Annotated in this window: 14 protein-coding genes; 10 read left to right on the forward strand and 4 right to left on the reverse strand. The window is 60.5% G+C overall.

The genetic code is table 11. The features are described 5' to 3' along the window. Nucleotides 1-28 precede the first annotated feature (28 nt). The 4 genes from hpsA (at nt 29) to GFS31_RS04390 (ending at nt 7817) form a co-directional block, all read left to right on the forward strand. A complete protein-coding gene (gene hpsA, locus GFS31_RS04375; RefSeq protein ID WP_198807044.1) occupies nt 29-5206 on the forward strand; it encodes a hormogonium polysaccharide biosynthesis protein HpsA in 5178 nt (1725 codons plus the stop codon). Nucleotides 5207-5244: 38 nt separating this feature from the next. Next, nucleotides 5245-6042, forward strand: coding sequence for a prepilin-type N-terminal cleavage/methylation domain-containing protein (locus GFS31_RS04380; RefSeq protein WP_198807045.1), 798 nt, complete (start codon nt 5245-5247; stop codon nt 6040-6042). A 96-nt stretch (nt 6043-6138) separates the two neighbouring features. Beyond that, on the forward strand, nt 6139-7209 hold the full coding sequence (locus GFS31_RS04385) for a type II secretion system protein J (protein ID WP_198807046.1): 1071 nt from the start codon (nt 6139-6141) through the stop codon (nt 7207-7209). A gap of 59 nt (nt 7210-7268) precedes the next feature. Continuing rightward, nucleotides 7269-7817 (forward strand): GspH/FimT family pseudopilin, encoded by a 549-nt coding sequence (locus GFS31_RS04390; protein ID WP_198807047.1) that lies wholly within the window; start codon nt 7269-7271, stop codon nt 7815-7817. Here GFS31_RS04390 and GFS31_RS04395 read toward each other — a convergent pair. Then, nucleotides 7814-8473 (reverse strand): esterase/lipase family protein, encoded by a 660-nt coding sequence (locus GFS31_RS04395; protein WP_263974900.1) that lies wholly within the window; start codon nt 8471-8473, stop codon nt 7814-7816. The genes GFS31_RS04390 and GFS31_RS04395 overlap by 4 nt on opposite strands. 62 nt (nt 8474-8535) lie before the next feature. Between GFS31_RS04395 and GFS31_RS04400 the strand changes: the two genes are divergently transcribed. The 5 genes from GFS31_RS04400 (at nt 8536) to GFS31_RS04420 (ending at nt 14621) form a co-directional block, all read left to right on the forward strand. After that, nucleotides 8536-9189, forward strand: coding sequence for a LysE/ArgO family amino acid transporter (locus GFS31_RS04400; protein WP_225907560.1), 654 nt, complete (start codon nt 8536-8538; stop codon nt 9187-9189). Between the two features lie 58 nt (nt 9190-9247). Next, complete coding sequence (locus GFS31_RS04405; RefSeq protein WP_225907561.1) at nt 9248-10474, forward strand: murein hydrolase activator EnvC family protein; 1227 nt, start codon at nt 9248-9250, stop codon at nt 10472-10474. Nucleotides 10475-10526: 52 nt separating this feature from the next. Next, nucleotides 10527-11576 carry an LD-carboxypeptidase gene (locus GFS31_RS04410; protein ID WP_198807048.1) on the forward strand — a complete coding sequence of 350 codons (1050 nt, stop codon included), beginning with the start codon at nt 10527-10529 and terminating at the stop codon, nt 11574-11576. Between the two features lie 182 nt (nt 11577-11758). Continuing rightward, on the forward strand, nt 11759-12406 hold the full coding sequence (gene hisH / locus GFS31_RS04415) for an imidazole glycerol phosphate synthase subunit HisH (RefSeq protein WP_198807049.1): 648 nt from the start codon (nt 11759-11761) through the stop codon (nt 12404-12406). Between the two features lie 202 nt (nt 12407-12608). Next, the gene (locus GFS31_RS04420; RefSeq protein WP_198807050.1) at nt 12609-14621 is read left to right on the forward strand and encodes a hypothetical protein; all 2013 of its coding nucleotides are present in this window, start codon (nt 12609-12611) and stop codon (nt 14619-14621) included. Between the two features lie 36 nt (nt 14622-14657). On the opposite strand, the gene GFS31_RS04425 is transcribed toward GFS31_RS04420, so the two are convergent. The 3 genes from GFS31_RS04425 to ftsY form a co-directional block, all read right to left on the reverse strand. Continuing rightward, on the reverse strand, nt 14658-14930 hold the full coding sequence (locus GFS31_RS04425; protein WP_198807051.1) for an HNH endonuclease: 273 nt from the start codon (nt 14928-14930) through the stop codon (nt 14658-14660). Between the two features lie 98 nt (nt 14931-15028). Next, a complete protein-coding gene (locus GFS31_RS04430) occupies nt 15029-15658 on the reverse strand; it encodes a precorrin-8X methylmutase (RefSeq protein ID WP_198807052.1) in 630 nt (209 codons plus the stop codon). A gap of 243 nt (nt 15659-15901) precedes the next feature. Further along, on the reverse strand, nt 15902-17800 hold the full coding sequence (gene ftsY, locus GFS31_RS04435) for a signal recognition particle-docking protein FtsY (RefSeq protein WP_198807053.1): 1899 nt from the start codon (nt 17798-17800) through the stop codon (nt 15902-15904). 333 nt (nt 17801-18133) lie between these two features. Here ftsY and GFS31_RS04440 point away from each other — a divergent pair, with 333 nt between their 5' ends. Continuing rightward, nucleotides 18134-18337, forward strand: coding sequence for a hypothetical protein (locus tag GFS31_RS04440; RefSeq protein ID WP_198807054.1), 204 nt, complete (start codon nt 18134-18136; stop codon nt 18335-18337). The last annotated feature ends 133 nt before the right edge of the window (nt 18338-18470 follow it).

An 18470-nucleotide genomic window follows, 5' to 3' on the forward strand; every position in this document is an offset into this window, starting at 1 on the left:
GTCGTTTGGCGAAGCGGTTTTAAGAACTATGCATCTTCACCTGCTTAGGAAAATTTGGCAGTTTCCGAGAACTGTCCTGAAGCGGTTTATTCAAGATTTATTGCGGCTGACGCTGCTGAGCACCCGACCGAGGCGCATGGCCCAGGCCGGGTTTGTGCTGCCAACGACGGTACTGCTGGTGCTGATGGTGGTGCTCACCGCCACCGCCCTCACCTACCGCACCTTCACCCGCAGCGAGCAGGCCATTGTGCAGCGCGAACAGCAGGTGATTGCCAACGCCGCCACCCCCGCCATTGACCGCGCCAAGGCGAAGATCGAGTTTCTATTTCGCAACGACCCCCGCTTTCCGGGCGACCTACCCAGCAGCGACTTCCTCTACGACATGATGTCTACCCGGCTGGGGAACCAAGAAATTTCGGGCTTTACCGGGCAGGTGGAGCCCCTGACGGGAGGTGTGGGCACGGGCACAGGGGCAAACCGTCCGGTAGACCCCTATACCCTGGCCGATGAAACCCGGGTAGATATCAACAACGACGGTCTCCTAGACAACGCCTGGAGCTTCCAGTCTCAAGGGCGCACCATTGTCTATTCCATTCTGGTGGATGATGAAGTGGTGGCCACCGAACGCAACGCCCCCGCCGCCACCGAAACCCGCCTAGCGCGGCCCTACGCCACCGCCAACCTGAACGTGATGATGCCCGTGAACCGGGCCAAGGCCAACGCCCTGATTACCCGCACTGGCCCCCTTGCGGCTGCCGAAGCTATCCCCAACTGCCCCAACGCCAGAGCCCAAGCAGGCTGGCAACCCGTGGCCCAGGGCAACTCTTCGACTCTGCAAAAGAATTTCCAAGTTACCGCCTTTGTGGCCAATGCCAACGGTGGCCCTGGCCAAACCTTTGAAACCCTAGAATTTCAGCAGTCTCGTCAGGCGTCTACCGCCAGTAAGTGGGGGGCCTGGTTCCGCTACGACCTCGACCTCTTCCCTGGGGCCGACTTTAACTGGAACGGGGCCATGCACACCGACAGCAGCCTGTTTGTGAACCGGAATCTGGTTCACCTGCATATGGTGAGCTCCCACAATTCCTGCGTGTATAGCCAAGAAGCTTCGGAAATTACGGTGGGCCAAGACGACACCACCGGGTTCCAGGGCCAAGTGGTGAAGGGCAACGCCGTTAACGACACCTACCCGGCGGGCGATAACCCCACCATCCACGTCTTCACCAGCCTCGGCAACCCGCCCCGCACCGGAGATACCCTCACCAACGCCAACCACTCGGTACAGAATGGTCGGCCTTCGGATATTTCGGCTAACCCCATGGCCCTCTACACCCGCGACCGCATGGAGCACATGCGGAGGGATTCTTGGCAGCGGCGGGCCGGATGGGATACCGATGCCAACATCTTTGGCGTGTTGGGCGGTGGCCGTACCGTCAATGCCCTGGTGGCCCGCCCCTTTGTGGATGACTTTTTCCGCGCCGACAACCGCTGGGGGCCAAAACCCCGCTACGATGCCCGCACCCCCGCCTTTGACGTTTCTAATACGGCTGGTCGCCGCATTGGGGATGCCATTACAGAGCCTGGTACCAACAGCTTGACCGATCCCTCCATTGGTTTAGACGGCTTTTGGGAACGGCAGGCCATGCGTACCGGGCTGCGCCTGGTGGTGGGCCAACGGCTGGAACTGGGCAATAACCAAGAGTGGAACAGACCCCCCGCCGGAGTTCCCAACGAGGGCGATCCCCTCTATCCGGCCACGGCCCGTCCGGTAGCGAATGCTCGCTTTGGCGGCAACCACGAATATATGCAGCGCCGATCCTTGATGGATAACCTGGCGGCGGTGCAGGGCATGGTGGTCTACCACTACCAGAAAAACGGCGCAGCTGCCGCTACTGCAGATGCCCCAGGCGCATTCCCGGTAGCCTGCGTGGCCGCCACCGCCCATCCCGGCACCCGCCAATCTATCCTTAATAGCCGCACCTTTAGCAGGTTCCAGCGTGCCGACGGCACACCCACTACCCTTACTCGCCTAGACTTTTTCAATGGTGTGGGCACCAATGGATGGGAAGTGGCGTGGCCTACCAGCTTTGACACCGAGGGCAAGTTTGCCACCGAGATTGCCCCCAACCGCCCCCTGGGTATTGCCCTGCGCAACCTGGCCAACTTTGCCGGAGACCCCAGCGGTGGGGCACCCTCCTTCTCGGCCTTCCAGGATGATTTTGTCCACCCCTTCCCCTACCAAAGCATGTGGGGAGATTTTTCGCCCCTGCGCCGGATTCTGCTGAACATCGACTCGGCAGGAACCTACAGCACCGCCCGCTACGACGGCCTCAGCCCCGCCGACAAAACCACCCTGCATACAGCAGCCTGCACCATTAGCCTGCTCGCCTACAACCTAGGTAGTGCTTACGCCATCCTGGATAGCGAACTCGGCACGCCACTCCCTAGCAACCTCAACTTCCAGAATATTTCCACGCAGTTGAGGAATGGGATGCGGAGCATGCTGGGCTTCATCGAAACTGGCGCTGACCAAGGTGGGAAAATGCTGGCCCTATTCCGTCGCTTGGCCAACGAAGGGAGCTACAAACCTGGCCGTCCGATCCCCGGTGTGACTCCAACTACCTATCCACCCGGAACCCGGTGGGACGGCGTCTTTCCGGCGGCGGGGCCGCTCCAGACCCCGGCGGTATCTTTGGTGAATACATGGATTGACCCCAACCCCGGTACGGTGCTGAATCCACCTCTTAATCTGGATGGAACCCCCGCAACGAGGCCCAACGGCCAGCCAATCCCCAGCGTATGCCCACCCGGAACTGATGGGCCAGGCTTCCAACCCGACTGTGATGCGGCGGAGTTCTTTGCCCAGTTTACCCGGCAAGATTGGCTCATTATGCTGGATGAACTGACCCCTGCCACTCCTCAACAAATTGACCTCATTCTGTCCTATGGCACGCGGATTGATGCCGTGCGCGACACCATGCGAGATCGGGCCTTGGGCTTTAGGGAGGGACTTACGCCTGAACGGTATCGGCTGGATAGACAGGATCTGACCACAGGCAACAATGTCCGCTGGGATAAGGACAGTGGCATGACGCAGGAGTACATTCCGATCAGCAACCTTGAATATCCCTTCCAACTCGGCTGTAGCCCCAACCTATTCTCTGAGACCATTGCTAAGGGGACTGGCGGCAAGGATGACCAAGTGGCGCTTACCCTAGTGGCCTGTAGCCCAAATCCTGATCAAGAAAGGGAAGCTGTACGTTTCCCATCGCTGTTCTATCTGTTCCCCCTTGAAAACCATGGCCTAGTTGGCACGGGGCCGATTGAGCAACCGGGCGGTACTCGTACCCATCCCGGTGATCCCCGATGGATCGACCGTATGACCGCCTACAACGACAACTATATTGCTGCCACGACGAATGGTGGTCGCGGTCTGCCCAGCCTCATGGGGGCCAATACCTTCCGAGTTGTGGGCACTGGTGATCGGGGCTTCACTGCTATCTCCGCTGTGCCCCGACTGGAAAGCAACTTGCCGAACTGGCAGCTTCCAGTGGCTACCACCACAGGGGCCTTAACCGTAGACAACCTAGACGATCAAGCTTCGGCCTTTAAGATCAACACTGGGACACTGGTGTTGCAGGTTCCGTTCCTTGAGAAGGGCATCTTCAATGGCCGAGAACAAATCAACACCCGCGTGCTAGACATCGACCTCGATGCTCTCACCACCCAGCCCGTGAGGGGCACTGTCACTGGAACCGCCGACTTCTGGCTTTCCGCCGACCGGGATGGTCGCCAAGCAGAGGGGGCTGTCTACGCCTTCCGGGAAGACTCGGTGCGGGAGGACGAAATTGTCCGCCCCCGGCAACCGGGTGCCACAGATTGTACGGGCATCACAGCGGTGGTACCCCGCCGTCTGCGGATTGAAACCGAGGCCAACTGTCGGATGCGGGTGACGAATCCCTCCGAGCCTGTCTTGGCCAATAACCAAGATCCACCCCTCACACCCCAGGGCATTAGCCTCAAGCCCATCGACTTTGCCCCCGACCCTGAGCGTCGGCCCTACGGCTTCCGGCTGAGAACCGCCAGCGGCAACCCCGCCGACTTTAGCGGCCCCAACTTTGCCCGCCGGGTGGGGATGACCTTCGTCACCGACGATGCGGTCTACATTCAGGGCAACTTCAACCCCCACAGCACCACCGGAGGCCAAAACGCCGCCGGGGTGCCCAACGGCCTCGTGGAGGAATTTACCCAAACGCTGCTGGATCAAGACGCCGCCAACTTCCGCACCCGCTTCTACAACGGGCGCACCACCCTCAACATCGCCTCCTTTGCCAACCTAGCCGTAGATCGCTGGCGTCCGGTAGAAATTCTCTCCGACTCGGTTTCCATCCTGTCGAGAACCTTCCGCGACGGCGAAGTAGAAGATGCCTTCCTCAACGCCGAACCCACTGCCGAAGGGGGGGCCAATTCCTCCTACATGAACCAAAACCGACCTCGGTTTGCAGCCAACCTAGCCGCAGATGCGCTAATTCGCTATCAGCGGAACGAAGCCCCTGGGACATTGACCAACGAGGTTCGAGCCAATAGCCGTCCCCTCTACATTGACCGCAGTGGTACCTACTACCTGCCTGGGGCCGACGCTGGGGATCCCCCTCGTCCGTTCTTTGATGTCTACAACAACAACAACGCCACCAGCGGATGGATGGAGTTTACGACCGCCGACGGCACTCGGCGGCGCAACACCCAGGCGGCGGCTAATACCTTTGTTAATGCGGTGTTTGTGAGCGGCATCACCCCCAAACGACCGAACCAAAGCTATGGTGGTTTGCACAACTATCCCCGGTTTATCGAAAACTGGAATGGCCGCAGCCTGAGTATCTTGGGTTCCTTTATCCAGCTCAACTTCTCCACCGCCGCCACCGCCCCCTTCGACCAAGACGTTTGGGAACCTGGTGTGGATCCTGTAGCCAATGAGGTCATTGGCTACTACAACGCCCCTCAACGGCGCTGGGGCTATGATGTGGGGCTGCTGTATGTGCCGCCTGCCCCCGCCGCCCGACGGTTTGTTACCATCGGTGCCCCCCGTAGTGAGTACTATCGCGAGCTACCGTCCGATGATCCCTACGTCCAAAACCTGCGCTGTGCTAGGGCTGGCAATGCCTTCGTCCTCCCCGAGGCGATGCGAGCCACCGCTAACTGTCCGGCCTAGCGCCCTGTTCCTGCATCCCTCTGGAGACCCTACGGCCCATGAAACCCACCCGGTTCCTCCCCCCATCTGTCCTTAGGGATCGCGGCTCCCGTCTGGCTAGGGGCCTTCCCCTGGCCAACCATGCGGGCCTCACCCTGATTGAGTGTTTGGTGGCCATTGTGATGGTGGCGCTGGTGGCTAGCGCCATTACTCCAGCCCTGGTGCTGTCGGTGGCCACACGGGTACAAAGCCAAAAGGCCGAACAGGCCATGGCCCTGGGGCAATCAGAAATCGACCGCATCAGAACCCTGGCAGAACGGGGGCAGTTAGTGCCGCCGACCCCGTTGCCAGCCTTGACCGCCGACTCCGCGTTTCGGGGAGTTACGGAGGTGCCTGTGGCGGCTAACAATGTGCTGGATAACGACCCAGCGGCTCAGGTGGGGGCTGCCGTAGGGCTCAACAACATCGTCAACCGCAATGGCCCGGCCCTGCCCGCGACCACCAACCCCACCCAAACCCGCCAGTTTGACGTTAACAACGACGGCACCCCCGACTTTGTGGTACAAACCTACCGCACCCGTGGGCTGGTGGTGAATGGCGAACCCGTGGCCTTTGCCGTGGGGGTGCGGGTCTACGACTATAATGCCGTGGCCAATGGCACAGGCGGCAACCTAGAGCGAGAGCCCATCTCCCTGGGCATTTCTGCGGGGCAGGGGCAGCGGCTACGACGCCCCATCACCGCCTTCTACACCACCGTCTCGGTTTCCGAACGGGGAGACTCTCTCTGCGATCTCCTGCGCTATTCCCAATCCACCACGGGCGTGAATGTGACGCGCCCGCCGGGTTGTCCGCCCTAGGGTGGCTGTAGCCCCGCCGCTGGGGTAAGCCCTGCCTGCCCCATGCGCCCACCTTGTTCAACTCGCCCAATTCCTGCCGTTACCTGGCCTAGCGCTATGGCTACTTCTCCCTCCTCCCTCCCTTTCTTTCGCTGGCTGCTGCGGGCCAACCACACCAGCCAGCGCGGCTTTACGCTGATTGAACTGCTGGTAGCCATGATCATTGGCTCCCTGATTATGGGCAGTCTGCTGTTTTTGGTGGTGGAGCTGATGCAGGCCAACCGCCGCGAGGAGGTGCTGACCCAAACCCAGCAGGATATGCAGCGGGCCATCAACTACATCACCAGCGATGTGCGGGAGGCGGTGTTTGTCTACCCTAACCCCGCCGCTATTGTAGAACCTACCGTGGGCACCACGGTCGGCACCGATACCCTGCTAGACGAACTGGGAATTACGGTAAATGCGGCGGGGGTGGTGACGGCCCCAGCGGCCCTAGCGGGATCTACGCCGATTATGGCCTTTTGGCGGCTAGATCCGGTGCCTGCGGATAGTAACCTGTGGAATCGGGTGTGCTCGACGGCGTTTACGGGCAACCAGATCAATGAGTGCAACACCCTCAAACTACGCCAGAGCTTTTATACCCTGGTGCTATACTTCCAGCGGCCCAACCAGCCCAACGAGCTTTGGGGTGGCCCCTCGCGTATCCTGCGCTATTCCCTGCCTAAATACGGCACCGCCGATATCGCCACCCTCACCCAGCGCCGAGGCTATTCTGACCCTACGGTGTGTAACTCCTTTGCCACCTGGAGCGCTCCCCCAGGCCGGATTGCGGCTCAGCCCTGTGATGCGGGCAATGTTGGAGCCCCCGCCGCCGATATCGCCGTCCTGACAGACTACGTTAGCCTAGACGTGATCTCCCCAGCCCCCGCCTGTGGAACGGGGGGAACGACCACCCCAGCGACCAATGCACGGGGCTTTGCGGCCTGTGTCAATTCAGGTGCCGCTGGCGACCTGGGGGAAGGGGCTGGCGTCAACCAAACCATGCGAATCTTTTTGCAGGGCAACGCCACCCAAGGGCGTCCCGGCCTAGTCAATACCTTTAACGAGGCGGGGCGCTTGCCCGTCCTAGAGGCTGAGGTGTTGATTCGTGGGGTGTTGAACAAGCAACCTGGCATTGTTCCCCAATAGCTTGGGTCTCCCGCGTCCATAGCCTGCTTCCTTCGTCGTCCTGTCTATCCGGTTGAACCATGAAACCCGCTCTGACTGCTCTCTATCGCCTAACCGCCCGTCAGCGATCTCAATCGGGGTTTACCCTCCTAGAATTACTGGTGGTTGTGATCATTGTGGCGGTGCTAGCCGGAATTGCTGCTCCGGGCTGGTTGGGCTACCTCAACCGTCAGCGGGTGGGGGCCATCCGCAGCGATTTGGTTCAAACCCTGCGCTCGGCCCAGCAGGATGCCCAACAACGCCGACAAACCATGACCGTGGCGGTGGTTAACGAAAATGGTCGGCCTCTGCTGCGGCTAAATGGCGTTTCCCAACCCCTGGGCGGCGATAGCAACCCCAGCAATATCCGGGTAACGCCCTTCAGCTTTAACCCCGATGGCAGCCGCAACACCACCATCACGCAAATTAGCTTCAATCACCAGGGTATTCCCGTCGGCAACGTTCCCTTTGTGGTGGATATCGTTAGCGATGGATCCTCAGCCCGTCAATGCGTTCGCATCGAAACCCTCCTCGGCACCATCAAAACCTTAGACGGCGCGGCCTGCGATACCCCCAACCTCGGCATCTAGGCTAGGGCTTGCAGCACCAGGGCCTGCACCTGGGGATGGTTCATCATGAAGGTGTGCCAGACAGGCACCTGTAGGACTTTGTCTTGGGGCGTGATATAGGTTTCGGTAAGGGCCACGACCCCATCGTTGATCTCCTCCCCAAAGGGGCTGAGGGGGCCAGTGGGGCCACCCGTCCCGGCGATGATGGTGTAGGGGCTTGGCAAGGGCGGCAACTGGGCATAAAACCGCTGACAGGTGAGGTTGCGCCCGCACTGCCCGGTCAACCACTGAAAGGGCCATAGATTCCAGGCCAGGGGGGCCAACCGAGGGGGTTGGTTGGGGGTGCCCAGCATCACTACCTGGTGCGGCAGGGTGGGCACTGGCCCCATTCCCAGGGCGGCACGGGTGAGCACCCCGCCGAGGGAGTGGCCCACAATGCCGTAGGGGCCTTGGTGGGCTAGGGCTTGGATCCGCTGGTGTAGCCGTTGGGCAATGGCGTCAAAGTCTTCGGCAAAGGCAACGTAGCTAAAGGGTTCGGTGTGGTGTCCGGCATGGCGCAGTCGTTGGTCTAATAGGGCTAACGAGAGGGAGGTACGGGCGAGGCCGTGGATGAGCAGCAGGTGCATGGGGAATCGGGGTTGCAGAGGGGAAATCGGGGGTGGAGGCTGTGGATCCATTCACCATTGAGGGTAAATGGCTGGGCGTAAAATGTGAGCGGTGAATCGGAGGTAGGGCAAGGATGACGGGCTGGATGGTGGTGCTGAAGGGCATGGGCATGGGCTTGGCCATTGCCGCTCCGGTGGGGCCGATTGGGCTGCTGTGTATTCGGCGGTCGCTGGCCCAGGGGCGCTGGATGGGGCTGGCGACGGGCCTGGGAGCAGCTACGGCGGACGGCCTCTACGGGGGGCTGGCGGGGTTTGGGCTCACGGCGGTGTCGGATCGGCTGATCGATCAGGCGTGGGTGCTTCAGCTTGTGGGCGGGCTGTTTTTAGTCTACCTAGGCTGGGCCACGGCGCGATCTGCCCCCGCCACAGAACCCGCCCTACTCACCGGACGAGGGCTGCTAGCGGCCTACGGGTCTACCTTTGTGCTAACCCTGACAAACCCTGCTACTATTCTGTCGTTTTTTGCGATTTTTGCGGGGCTGGGACTGGTGGCTCCTGGCCAAGGCCCCTGGGGGGCGCTGGCCTTGGTCTTGGGGGTGTTTTTGGGGTCGGCCCTGTGGTGGCTGTGCCTAAGCTGGGGCGTTACGTTTTTTAGCCCTTACCTCACCCCTTCCCGGCTGATCTGGTTAAATCGACTGGCTGGGGCCGCAATTTTTGCCTTTGGCATAGTAGCCCTAGGATCCCTGATCGGGGCAAGAGTGATGAATCGGATGAATGGGGTGAATTGATTCAGGATTTCGTTCGCTAGGGGCAATCCATACACCGTTCTAGAGGGACACCGCGACCGTGAAACCAAGGCTGCGACAACGGGGTAAACAGGGCCGTTTCTTCTCCTGGGTACGGCTGGGCTGGGGGCTGGGGTTGGCCTGGGTCGTCATTTGGTTGGGGCTAGGCAACTGGAGTCCGGCGATGGCTCAGATGGGGCTCAGAGGCACGGGTAATTCCGCTGGCCTGGTGGCCCAGTCGGTGCAGGAATTGGAGCAGCGGCGGCAAACCCTAGAGCAACAGCGCCAGCAGCTTCAAGAGCAGCAGAACGAACTGGAGGGCCGTCAGAATGCCTCGGAGGCCAACCTCGACACCCTAGAGCGCAACATTCTCTACACCGCCAACCAAATTACCGAGACCGAATTTCGCCTCGCCCAGGCGGAACAGGAGTTGCAGCGGCTAGAGGCCAACCTGCGGCAGGCGGAAACCGACTACGAAAATGTGCGAATGGCCACCGTGGCGCGGCTTCAGTTTCTCCAGCGCCAACAGGGCAGCGAGGGCTGGGCGGTGCTGCTGCAAAGCCAAGACTTCAACGAATTTTTAGACCGCCAGTATCAGCTCAAGCGGGTCTATGCGGCGGATCGGCAGGTGCTCCAAGATTTGAAGGTGAAAGCAGACGCGATTCAGCAGCAAAAAGCGGCGGTAGAAGACCAGAAAAACCAAGTGGCCCTGCTGCGACAGCAGTTACTCTCCCAAAAACAACAGTACGAAGCCGAAGCCGACGAAGAGAAACAACTGATTACCCGCCTCCGAGATCAGCGGTCGGCCCTGGAGGCGGCGGAGGCCCAGCTTGTCCGGGATTCTGAGCAGATTGCCAACCTGATTCGCCAAAGGCTGGCGGCCCAGTCGGGGGCAGTGCGGGGCACGGGGCGGTTTGTGTTTCCGGCCAATGCCCGTATTTCTAGCGGGTTTGGCAACCGGGTTCACCCCATCCTGGGCTACAGCCGCTTCCACGGCGGGGTAGACTTTGCTGGCCCCCAGGGCACCGCTATCTATGCCGCCGACTCTGGCCAGGTGATTTTTGCGGGCTGGTATGGCGGCTATGGACAGGCGGTGATCATTGACCACGGCGGCGGTCTCACCACCCTCTATGCCCATGCCAGCCGCCTGTTTGTGCGAGAAGGGCAGGCGGTGCAGCAGGGGCAATCCATCGCGGCCATCGGGTCTACGGGCCTATCCACCGGGCCGCACCTGCACTTTGAGGTGCGCCAAAACGGCAACCCCGTTAACCCCATGGGCTATCTCTGAGGGGTTGGGGTAGGCTTAGCACAGTGAATCTGGGCTAGGAGGCTGGGGATTGATGCGTCGTCGTCGGTTGCTGATGGGGGGAGGAATGGCGGCGGTGGGCCTGGTGGGCCTGGGCGCAGGGGGATCAGGCATGGCTCAACCCTCGGTGACGGTTCAGCGTCCACCTCGGCTCAGGCCGGGGGCCACCGTTGGCATTTGCAGCCCAGCCGGGGCCACCTTCGAGCGGGATCGCCTGGATTTGGTGGTAGATGCCGTGACGGCGATGGGCTGGCGACCCAAGCTGGCTCCCCACGTCCTCGAACGCTACGGCTATTTGGCTGGCCCCGATGCCGTCCGCGCCGCCGATGTCAACGCCCTCTTTGCCGACCCCAGCGTGGATGCCCTGCTGCCCGTGCGGGGAGACTGGGGCAGCGCCCGCATCTTGCCCTACCTCGACTACGACCAAATTCGGGCCAACCCCAAGGTGATCATCGGCTTCAGCGACATCACCGCCCTGCTGCTGGGAATCTACGCCAAAACCGGACTGATTACCTTCCACGGCCCCCACGGGGTGACGGCGTGGCGCAGCGACCAGGTGGACTTTCTGCGGCGCGTGGTCGTCCAAGGCGAAACCCTGACCTTTACCAATCCCCTGCTGGGGGCCGACCAAGACCGCATCATGCGCGACCAGGGCCGCATTGACACCATCACCCCCGGTCGGGCTACTGGACGGCTTTTGGGCGGCAATTTGTCGGTGTTGTCAGGCCTGGTGGGTTCCCCCTACCTGCCCGACCTGCGGGGGGCGATTTTGTTTTTGGAGGACATTGGCGAGCGACCCCACCGGGTAGACCGGATGATCACCCAATTAAAACTGGCTGGAGCCCTAGACGGCTTGGCCGGGTTTATCTTTGGGCAGTGCCGTTCCTGCGGGCCGGGGGAAGGGTTTGGAGCCCTCACCCTCTCGGAAATTCTGCGCGATCACATTCAACCCCTCGGCATTCCCGCCTGGAGTGGAGCCTGGATTGGCCATGTGGAGCCGATGTGGACGCTGCCCCTGGGTGGACAGGTGGCCATCGACGCCAACCGAGGGGAAATTCGGATGCTGGAACCCGCTGTGATCTAGCAGGAGGGGATCTGAACCTAGATGGCCATCCTTGGGGGGCTGGGCCAGCGGCGTGGGCGATTGGTATGAGTGGTGATCTGGGCCGTGGTGGGGTGGGGCCTTCAGCGGGTGAGGGGTAATTTATCTCGGTGGCAGGCGACGAACCGGGTAGGATAAAACATGACCCTGACCTGGAGGTGCCCGTGGCGACGATTGCGGTAATTGATTACGACATGGGGAATCTGCACTCGGCCTGTAAGGGCTTGGCCATTGCCGGAGCAACACCCCACATCACCGACCGCGCCGCCGACCTAGCCGCCGCCGATGCCCTGGTATTGCCCGGAGATGGAGCCTTTGACCCAGCCATGCAGCACCTCCGGTCGCGGGATTTGGTGGGGCCAATCCAAGACGCCATCGCCAGCGGTAAGCCCTTCCTGGGAATCTGCCTGGGTTTGCAACTGCTGTTTGACTACAGCGACGAAGGCACCGAAGCTGGACTGGGGCTGATTCCTGGCCACATCAAAAAGTTCCAAAAAGAACCAGACATCACCATTCCCCACATGGGCTGGAACCAGCTCACCCTCACCCAGCCGGAAATGCCCCTCTGGCAAGGCATTCACACCGGAGACTGGGTGTATTTCGTCCATTCCTACTATGCGGATCCGACGGATCCCGCCGTGATTGCCGCCACCACCACCCACGGCCAGCAAACCGTCACTGCGGCCATCGCCAAAGACAACATCATGGCCATGCAGTACCACCCCGAAAAATCAGCCCCCGCTGGGCTCACCATGCTGTCTAATTTCGTTAACTTGGTATCGCAGGCGAAGACATCACAGGCGAATCCTTAGGGTAGGTGGCCTAGGCATGGGTTGATCGTGGCCTATGGATTACCGACTGGGGCTCCCTAGGCAACCCCGCCCGTCTGGCCCCTTGCGTTTTTGAAAGACATCGGTATACTAGGGCAGATTTTTGACCCGACTTACTTGGGTAGCTCGAAACTTCTCTGCTACTTTGAGGCAAGGCACCCACGCGCATAGGCAGGAATGGGGTATGGCTCGAAACCGAGGCCCGTCAGATCGATATGTTTACGAAGAGCCTGATCCGGGGCCAGAGGATTGGGTTCCCCAGCCGCACCCGGTGCCGCCCTATAAGACTCCTGCCCGTCCCCAGACCGAACGCTACGACCCCCTCAGCGATCTGCGGCAGCGGTCGGTTGCGCCCACGGAATTGCCCTGGCCCGTGGCAGCCAAGCCCAAGCGTTCCTTGGGTCAGCGGGTTGCCCAAAGCTGGCCCCTGTGGACGATGGGTGCCCTGGCAGCGGTGATGGGGCTGGGCGTGGCTTCGGCGGTGGCCCTGTTCCGCATCCCCAACCTGCCCAACTGTCGGGCTATTTTTTGGCCCACGGCCTCCGCCAGCACCCGCCTGCAATGTGCCGAAGCCTTTGCCGAACAGGGCACCGTAGAAGGCTACCTGGAGGCCATTGCCCTGATTGAAGCTCTGCCACCGGATCATCCCCTACGCGGCGAAATTAGCCAGCGCATTGAAACCTGGGCCGACCGAATCTTGGATTTGGCGGAACGCGCCTTCCAAGACGGGCAGATCCAGGAGGCCATCGCCATGGCGCGACGGATTCCTAACCACACCGCCGCCGCCCAGGTGGTGGGGGAACGGGTAAACGGCTGGAACCAAATTTGGCAGGAGGCCGAAGCCATCTACACCGCCGCCGAGGCCGAGCTAGAAAACCTAAAATTCCAGGAAGCCTTCACCCAGGCTACCCAGTTGCTCCAGGTGCGGAATACCTACTGGAGAACGGTGAAGTACGACGAACTGACGGCCAAAATTACCGCCTCCCGTGATCACCTCAACCAACTGGGGGAAGCCAAGCGCTTAGCTAACCAGCGCACCCTCGACGCGCTCAAGGAAGCCATTGACATCGCCCGCAAAATTCCGGCGGAAAGCCCCATCCACGGTGAAGCCCAGAAGGTTTTGGGTGAATTTGGCCAAATTCTGATCGAAATGGCCGAAGGTGCGCTAGAAAGACGGGATGCTACCGCTACCCAGCAAATCCTGTCGGCGGTGCCCTCCGAGGCCAATTTAGTCGGCGATGTGACCGACCTGCGGGTCATCCTGGAGGCCAGCCAGCTCTCTTGGCAGGGCGGCATTACGGGGCTAGAGGGCGCGATCACTCGTCTTCAAAGCATTGACAGCAGCCGTCCCCGCTATGGCTTGGCCCAGCGTCTGATGGGGCAGTGGCGAGCCGAAGTGGAAGGCCGCACCCAACTCGCCTGGGCCGAACAACTGGCCATGGCGGGCACCACCGCCGATCTCCGAGCCGCCATCGCTGAGGCCGAGCAGATTTCTCGATCTAACCCGGTGTGGAACGAGGCCAGCAGCCAGATTGATCGTTGGCGGGGGCAGGTGGAGACCACGGAAGATCGGCCTATCCTCGACGAAGCGCGGCAGTTTGCCCGCAACGGCGACCTGAATGCTGCGATCACCACCGCCCGTCGTGTGGGGGATGGCCGTGCCCTGCACAGCGAGGCCCAAGATCTGATTCGAGGCTGGCGCAGCGACCTCGAGCGGGGCGAAGACAGCCCGACCTTGGCCCAGGCTCAGCAGCTCGCCACCGCTGGCCAATTCCAGGACGCCATTGCCGTGGCCTCTCGCATTGGTCGAGGCCGTGCCCTCTACGATCAAGCCCAGGGGGATATCGCCCTCTGGCGTAGGCAAATTCAGGGACAGCAGCAACTTCAGCAGGCTTACCAACTGGCGCAGCAGGGCAGTGTCACTAGCTTGGTCAGCGCCATCCAGGCCGCTCAGCAGGTGCCCGAAAGCAGCCTCCAGCGATCTGAAGCCCTGCGCGTCCTCAATCGTTGGAGCCTTGACCTGCTGCGCATGGCCGAAAGCGAAGTCCGTCTCAACCCGGCCCGTGCCATCGAGATTGTCTCTGCTATCCCTCCCCAAACCGAAGCCTATGCCCAGGCTCAACTCCGTCTGCGCGAATGGCAAGCCCCGCCCACTATCGTCCCCTCCAGTCCTCCCCAGCCCCTCGACAGCCTGTAGCCTGGTTCCTCGATAGCTTTGATGGCCGCTAATCGGCTAGCGGTAGCTGCGGACGTGCTTATCGGGGCGCTGCTTACGAATCCAGGTCAGAAAGGATTGCATCTGGGGGTGGGCCTGGAGTTTGTCGAGGGTATTGAGGTCTTGGGCGAGGGTGTGGTTAGAAAAGAGCGTGTGGATGTGTTTGTGGCAGGGCCGACAGATCTGTACCGTGGGGCCAGGGTCAAGCTTGCGTCGCTTGGTGTATTGGCGAGGAATGAGATGATGTTCCGTGAGGTCAGAAACCGGACGCTGACACAACTGACAGGACATGGGCACCCCCGATTACAGATCAACTCATCACCTCAATCCACTGATCACCTCAATCCATTGATCACCTCAATCAACCGCTGATTAACCTCGCAGAAGGGTTAGCTGACGGATTTTGGATCTTGGCCGTAGGCTTGCCATGCCAGGTCAACTAAGCCATTGACAATGGCCGCAGCAACCACCGCACTGCCCTTGCGGCCATCAATGCGAACGTGGGGAATCATCGTATCCTGTAGTCGATCCTTCAGCGCCACGATGTCTAAAAAGCCGGAGGGCGTGCCCACCACCAGGGCCGGACGGACTTTTTGGTTCTCTATGAGGTCTACCAGGGTGGCTAGGGCTACCTCAGAATCGCCCACCACAAAGATGGCCTCTGGGTAGCGCAGGGCGAGGGTTTCAATGCCCCAGGCGGCTTGGCTTTTGCCTTTCTGGGGCCGGGTGAGGGCATCCATGCTGCAATAGACCGGGTTGGCAAAGGTAGCCTGAATGGCGGGGGTGATGCCCACCTGCACCATCGGGACATCCACTACAATGGTCGTACGAGCCGCCAGGGCCGCAGCCCCCGATTGCAGCGCTTGGTCGGAAAATCGGATGTGGGTCGCATAGTCAAAATCTGCGGTGGCATAGATGACCCGACGCACAATCTCGTACTCTGCCGGAGAAAAGCCGTGGTCGCCAATTTCGCTATCAATGACTCGCAGGCTTTGGGCGTCGCTCACATGCCATTCCATGAATTTGTCCAGACCGCATAAATTCTGTAGCTACCATAGCTCACTTTAGGCCGCAGAAAACCTGAATTTCCGACCTCACAGAGCCGCTTCCTGCTTCGTCCGATTGCTTGGGATCCGGTATAGGTGGCGAGGTACGGTTTTGGTTTGAGGCCGTGGCCGACAGCGATCCCTCACCTCCAGGAAAAGTCCTAGCGGTGACGGAATCCGATCAGGCTACTCCCGTCCAGACTGCGCCGAGGCCCATCAGCCGCTCAGCAGGGCTTCCACAAACTCGTAGCTGGAGAAGGGGCGCAGGTCTTCGATGCCTTCCCCAGCACCGATGAAGCGGATCGGCAGACCCAACTGTTCAACCACCGCGAGGGCTACGCCGCCCTTGGCCGTACCGTCCAATTTGGTTAGCACCACACCGCTAAGGTTGGCCGCTTCGGCGAAGACTTCCGCCTGACGCAGCCCGTTTTGGCCGAGGGTGGCATCGAGGACGAGGAGGGCTTCGATCTTGGCATCGGGGGCGTTTTTATCGACAATGCGGCGAATTTTGGCCAGTTCGTCCATCAGGTTTTTCTTATTTTGCAGACGGCCTGCGGTATCCACCAACAGCAGGTCAATTTGGCGAGAATTGGCGGCGGCGATGGCGTCGTAGACCACGGCGGCGGGGTCAGTGTTCTTGCCGGGATTGGCGATCACCTCCACGTCGCTGCGGGCACCCCAGGCTTTCACCTGCTCCACGGCGGCGGCTCGGAAGGTATCGGCGGCGGCGATCAGGGTGTTGTAGCCCGACTTTTTCGCCACGTGGGCCAACTTGCCGATGGTGGTGGTTTTCCCGGCCCCGTTTACCCCGGTCATCAGCCAAATGTTGAGGATCTCTTTTTCGGGCACAAACAGCAGATTGTGGGAGTCGCCCAGGGGGGCATCCAGCATATCGCGCAGAATGGTTTTGAGGTAGGCAATGGCCTGATCCGGCGGCAGCACCTGATCTCGCATCCGGTTTTGCAGGGCTTCGATCACCTTATCCGTTGCCGCCACGCCCACATCCGCTTGGAGCAGCAGCGCCTCAATTTCCATCACTGCATCGTCATTCAGCGGCCCCTGACCCACGATGGCCTTCAGTTGGTTCACCAAGCTCAGGCGGGTTTTGCTGAGCCCCTGCCGCAGCCGCTTCAGCCAGGTGATTTCCTCGGCAGAAATCTCGTCCGGTCGCCGCCCCTGGGCCGCCAACACTTCCGCTGACCACAGGAAGGCTTCATCCAAATCAATGTCCGGCAGAATTAGCTCTGGCTCGGCTACCGTCGCTACGGGTTCCGGCTCTGGCTCTGGTTCCACAATGGCGGTGGCTTCCAATCGTTCCAACCGCTGCAAGCGTTCTTCCTCGGCCCTCGCCCAAAAGGGAACACTGGCCTGGGGTTCCGGCTCGGCCACAGGTTCGGCAACGGGTTCAGAAACAGAGGCTTCCGCGACGGGTTCAGCCACGGACTCAGCGACCACTTCGGCCACGGGTTCAGCCACGGACTCCGCAACGGGGATGCCTGCCTCAGAGGAAATGTCTGCAACGACGGCAACGGGTTCTTCGGCAATAGCCTCTTCTTGGACGGATCCTTCTGATTCGGGCGCTTCAGCAGTGGATTTCTCAAGGCCGGATTCTTCTGCGATGACCGCTTCTGATGCGGTTGCCTCAAGGACGGCCTCTTCAAGGACGGATGCCTCGATGACGGCTTCCGCTTCAGGGGCGACTTCTGGCTCAACTTCAGCGGTAACGGCAGGTTCCGGTTCCGCCACGGATTCTACAGCCTCAGCAACCTGTTCCTCAACGGCTTCAGGGACGACGGATTCAACAGGTTTAATAGGTTCGGCAGCTTCGACCGGGGCTTCAGTCTCAGGTTCCACCGCTGCGGGTTCTGGGGCGGGTTCAGCGGGGGCTTCCGTCGTTTGGGCTTCGGCCTGTTGTTTTTGAATATTTTGCGCCGCTGCCTTGGCCCAGGCCAGTTTCTCCTCTGGGGTCATTTCCGCAAAGGATTTGGGCGCGGTGGGAGTCTCAGCCTTGGCTTGCTCCGGGGTCGGTTCCGGCGTCACCGATTCGGCGGGTTTGGGCTCGGCCTTGGCCGCATCGGACTTTTCAAAACCACGCCGAAACCAGTTGAAAACCATACCAGCACTACCTTGGGGAGACGTTACGCTTCTTTAATATTGATACTCTATCGCGGCACCGTCGGTAGGTATGATGCCCGTACCTTTGGCCGCATCTAGGCTAGCCACGCCGGATCCAACCCATAGCGATAGGCCAGCCACAGCAGGGCCAGCAGCGTAAAGCCCAAGATCCACAAAGGCCAGCGAGGGGGTGGTGACAGCGGGGGCGACATGGCAGCGGTGGGAATGGATTGGTGCGAGGCAGGTAATGGGGACGGGTTAGGTTGTTACAATTTTTTAAGTCAGCATAACGCTATTACCATTTAGTCGCATTTCGCAGGAGAACGAAGCACCATGGCCATTAACTGTGCGGTAGATTGCAAAGACGGCTGCATTTTGGGTGATGACTGCCCCAACCTGAAGTACACCGAAGAAGCCAGCAAATTCATCGCCGATACGTCCCTCGACAAAATGCTAGAAATGGCAGAGGAAGCCGTGCGCCGTAAGATGATGGAACGGGCTTCTCAGCCGCCGAAATGGGTTTTGCCTGAGGACTAAGCTGCTGGACTCTAGCCATTATGGAACCTCACAATTAGGAGGCTGAAATGCTTTCTTCTTTCAATGGTCTAGGTGGCTGAAAAGCTGAGTTCCATCATCCCAAAAATTCAGTGGTTCTACAGCCAAACGAAAG

Source organism: Leptolyngbya sp. BL0902 (assembly GCF_016403105.1).
Lineage (GTDB): Bacteria > Cyanobacteriota > Cyanobacteriia > Phormidesmidales > Phormidesmidaceae > Nodosilinea.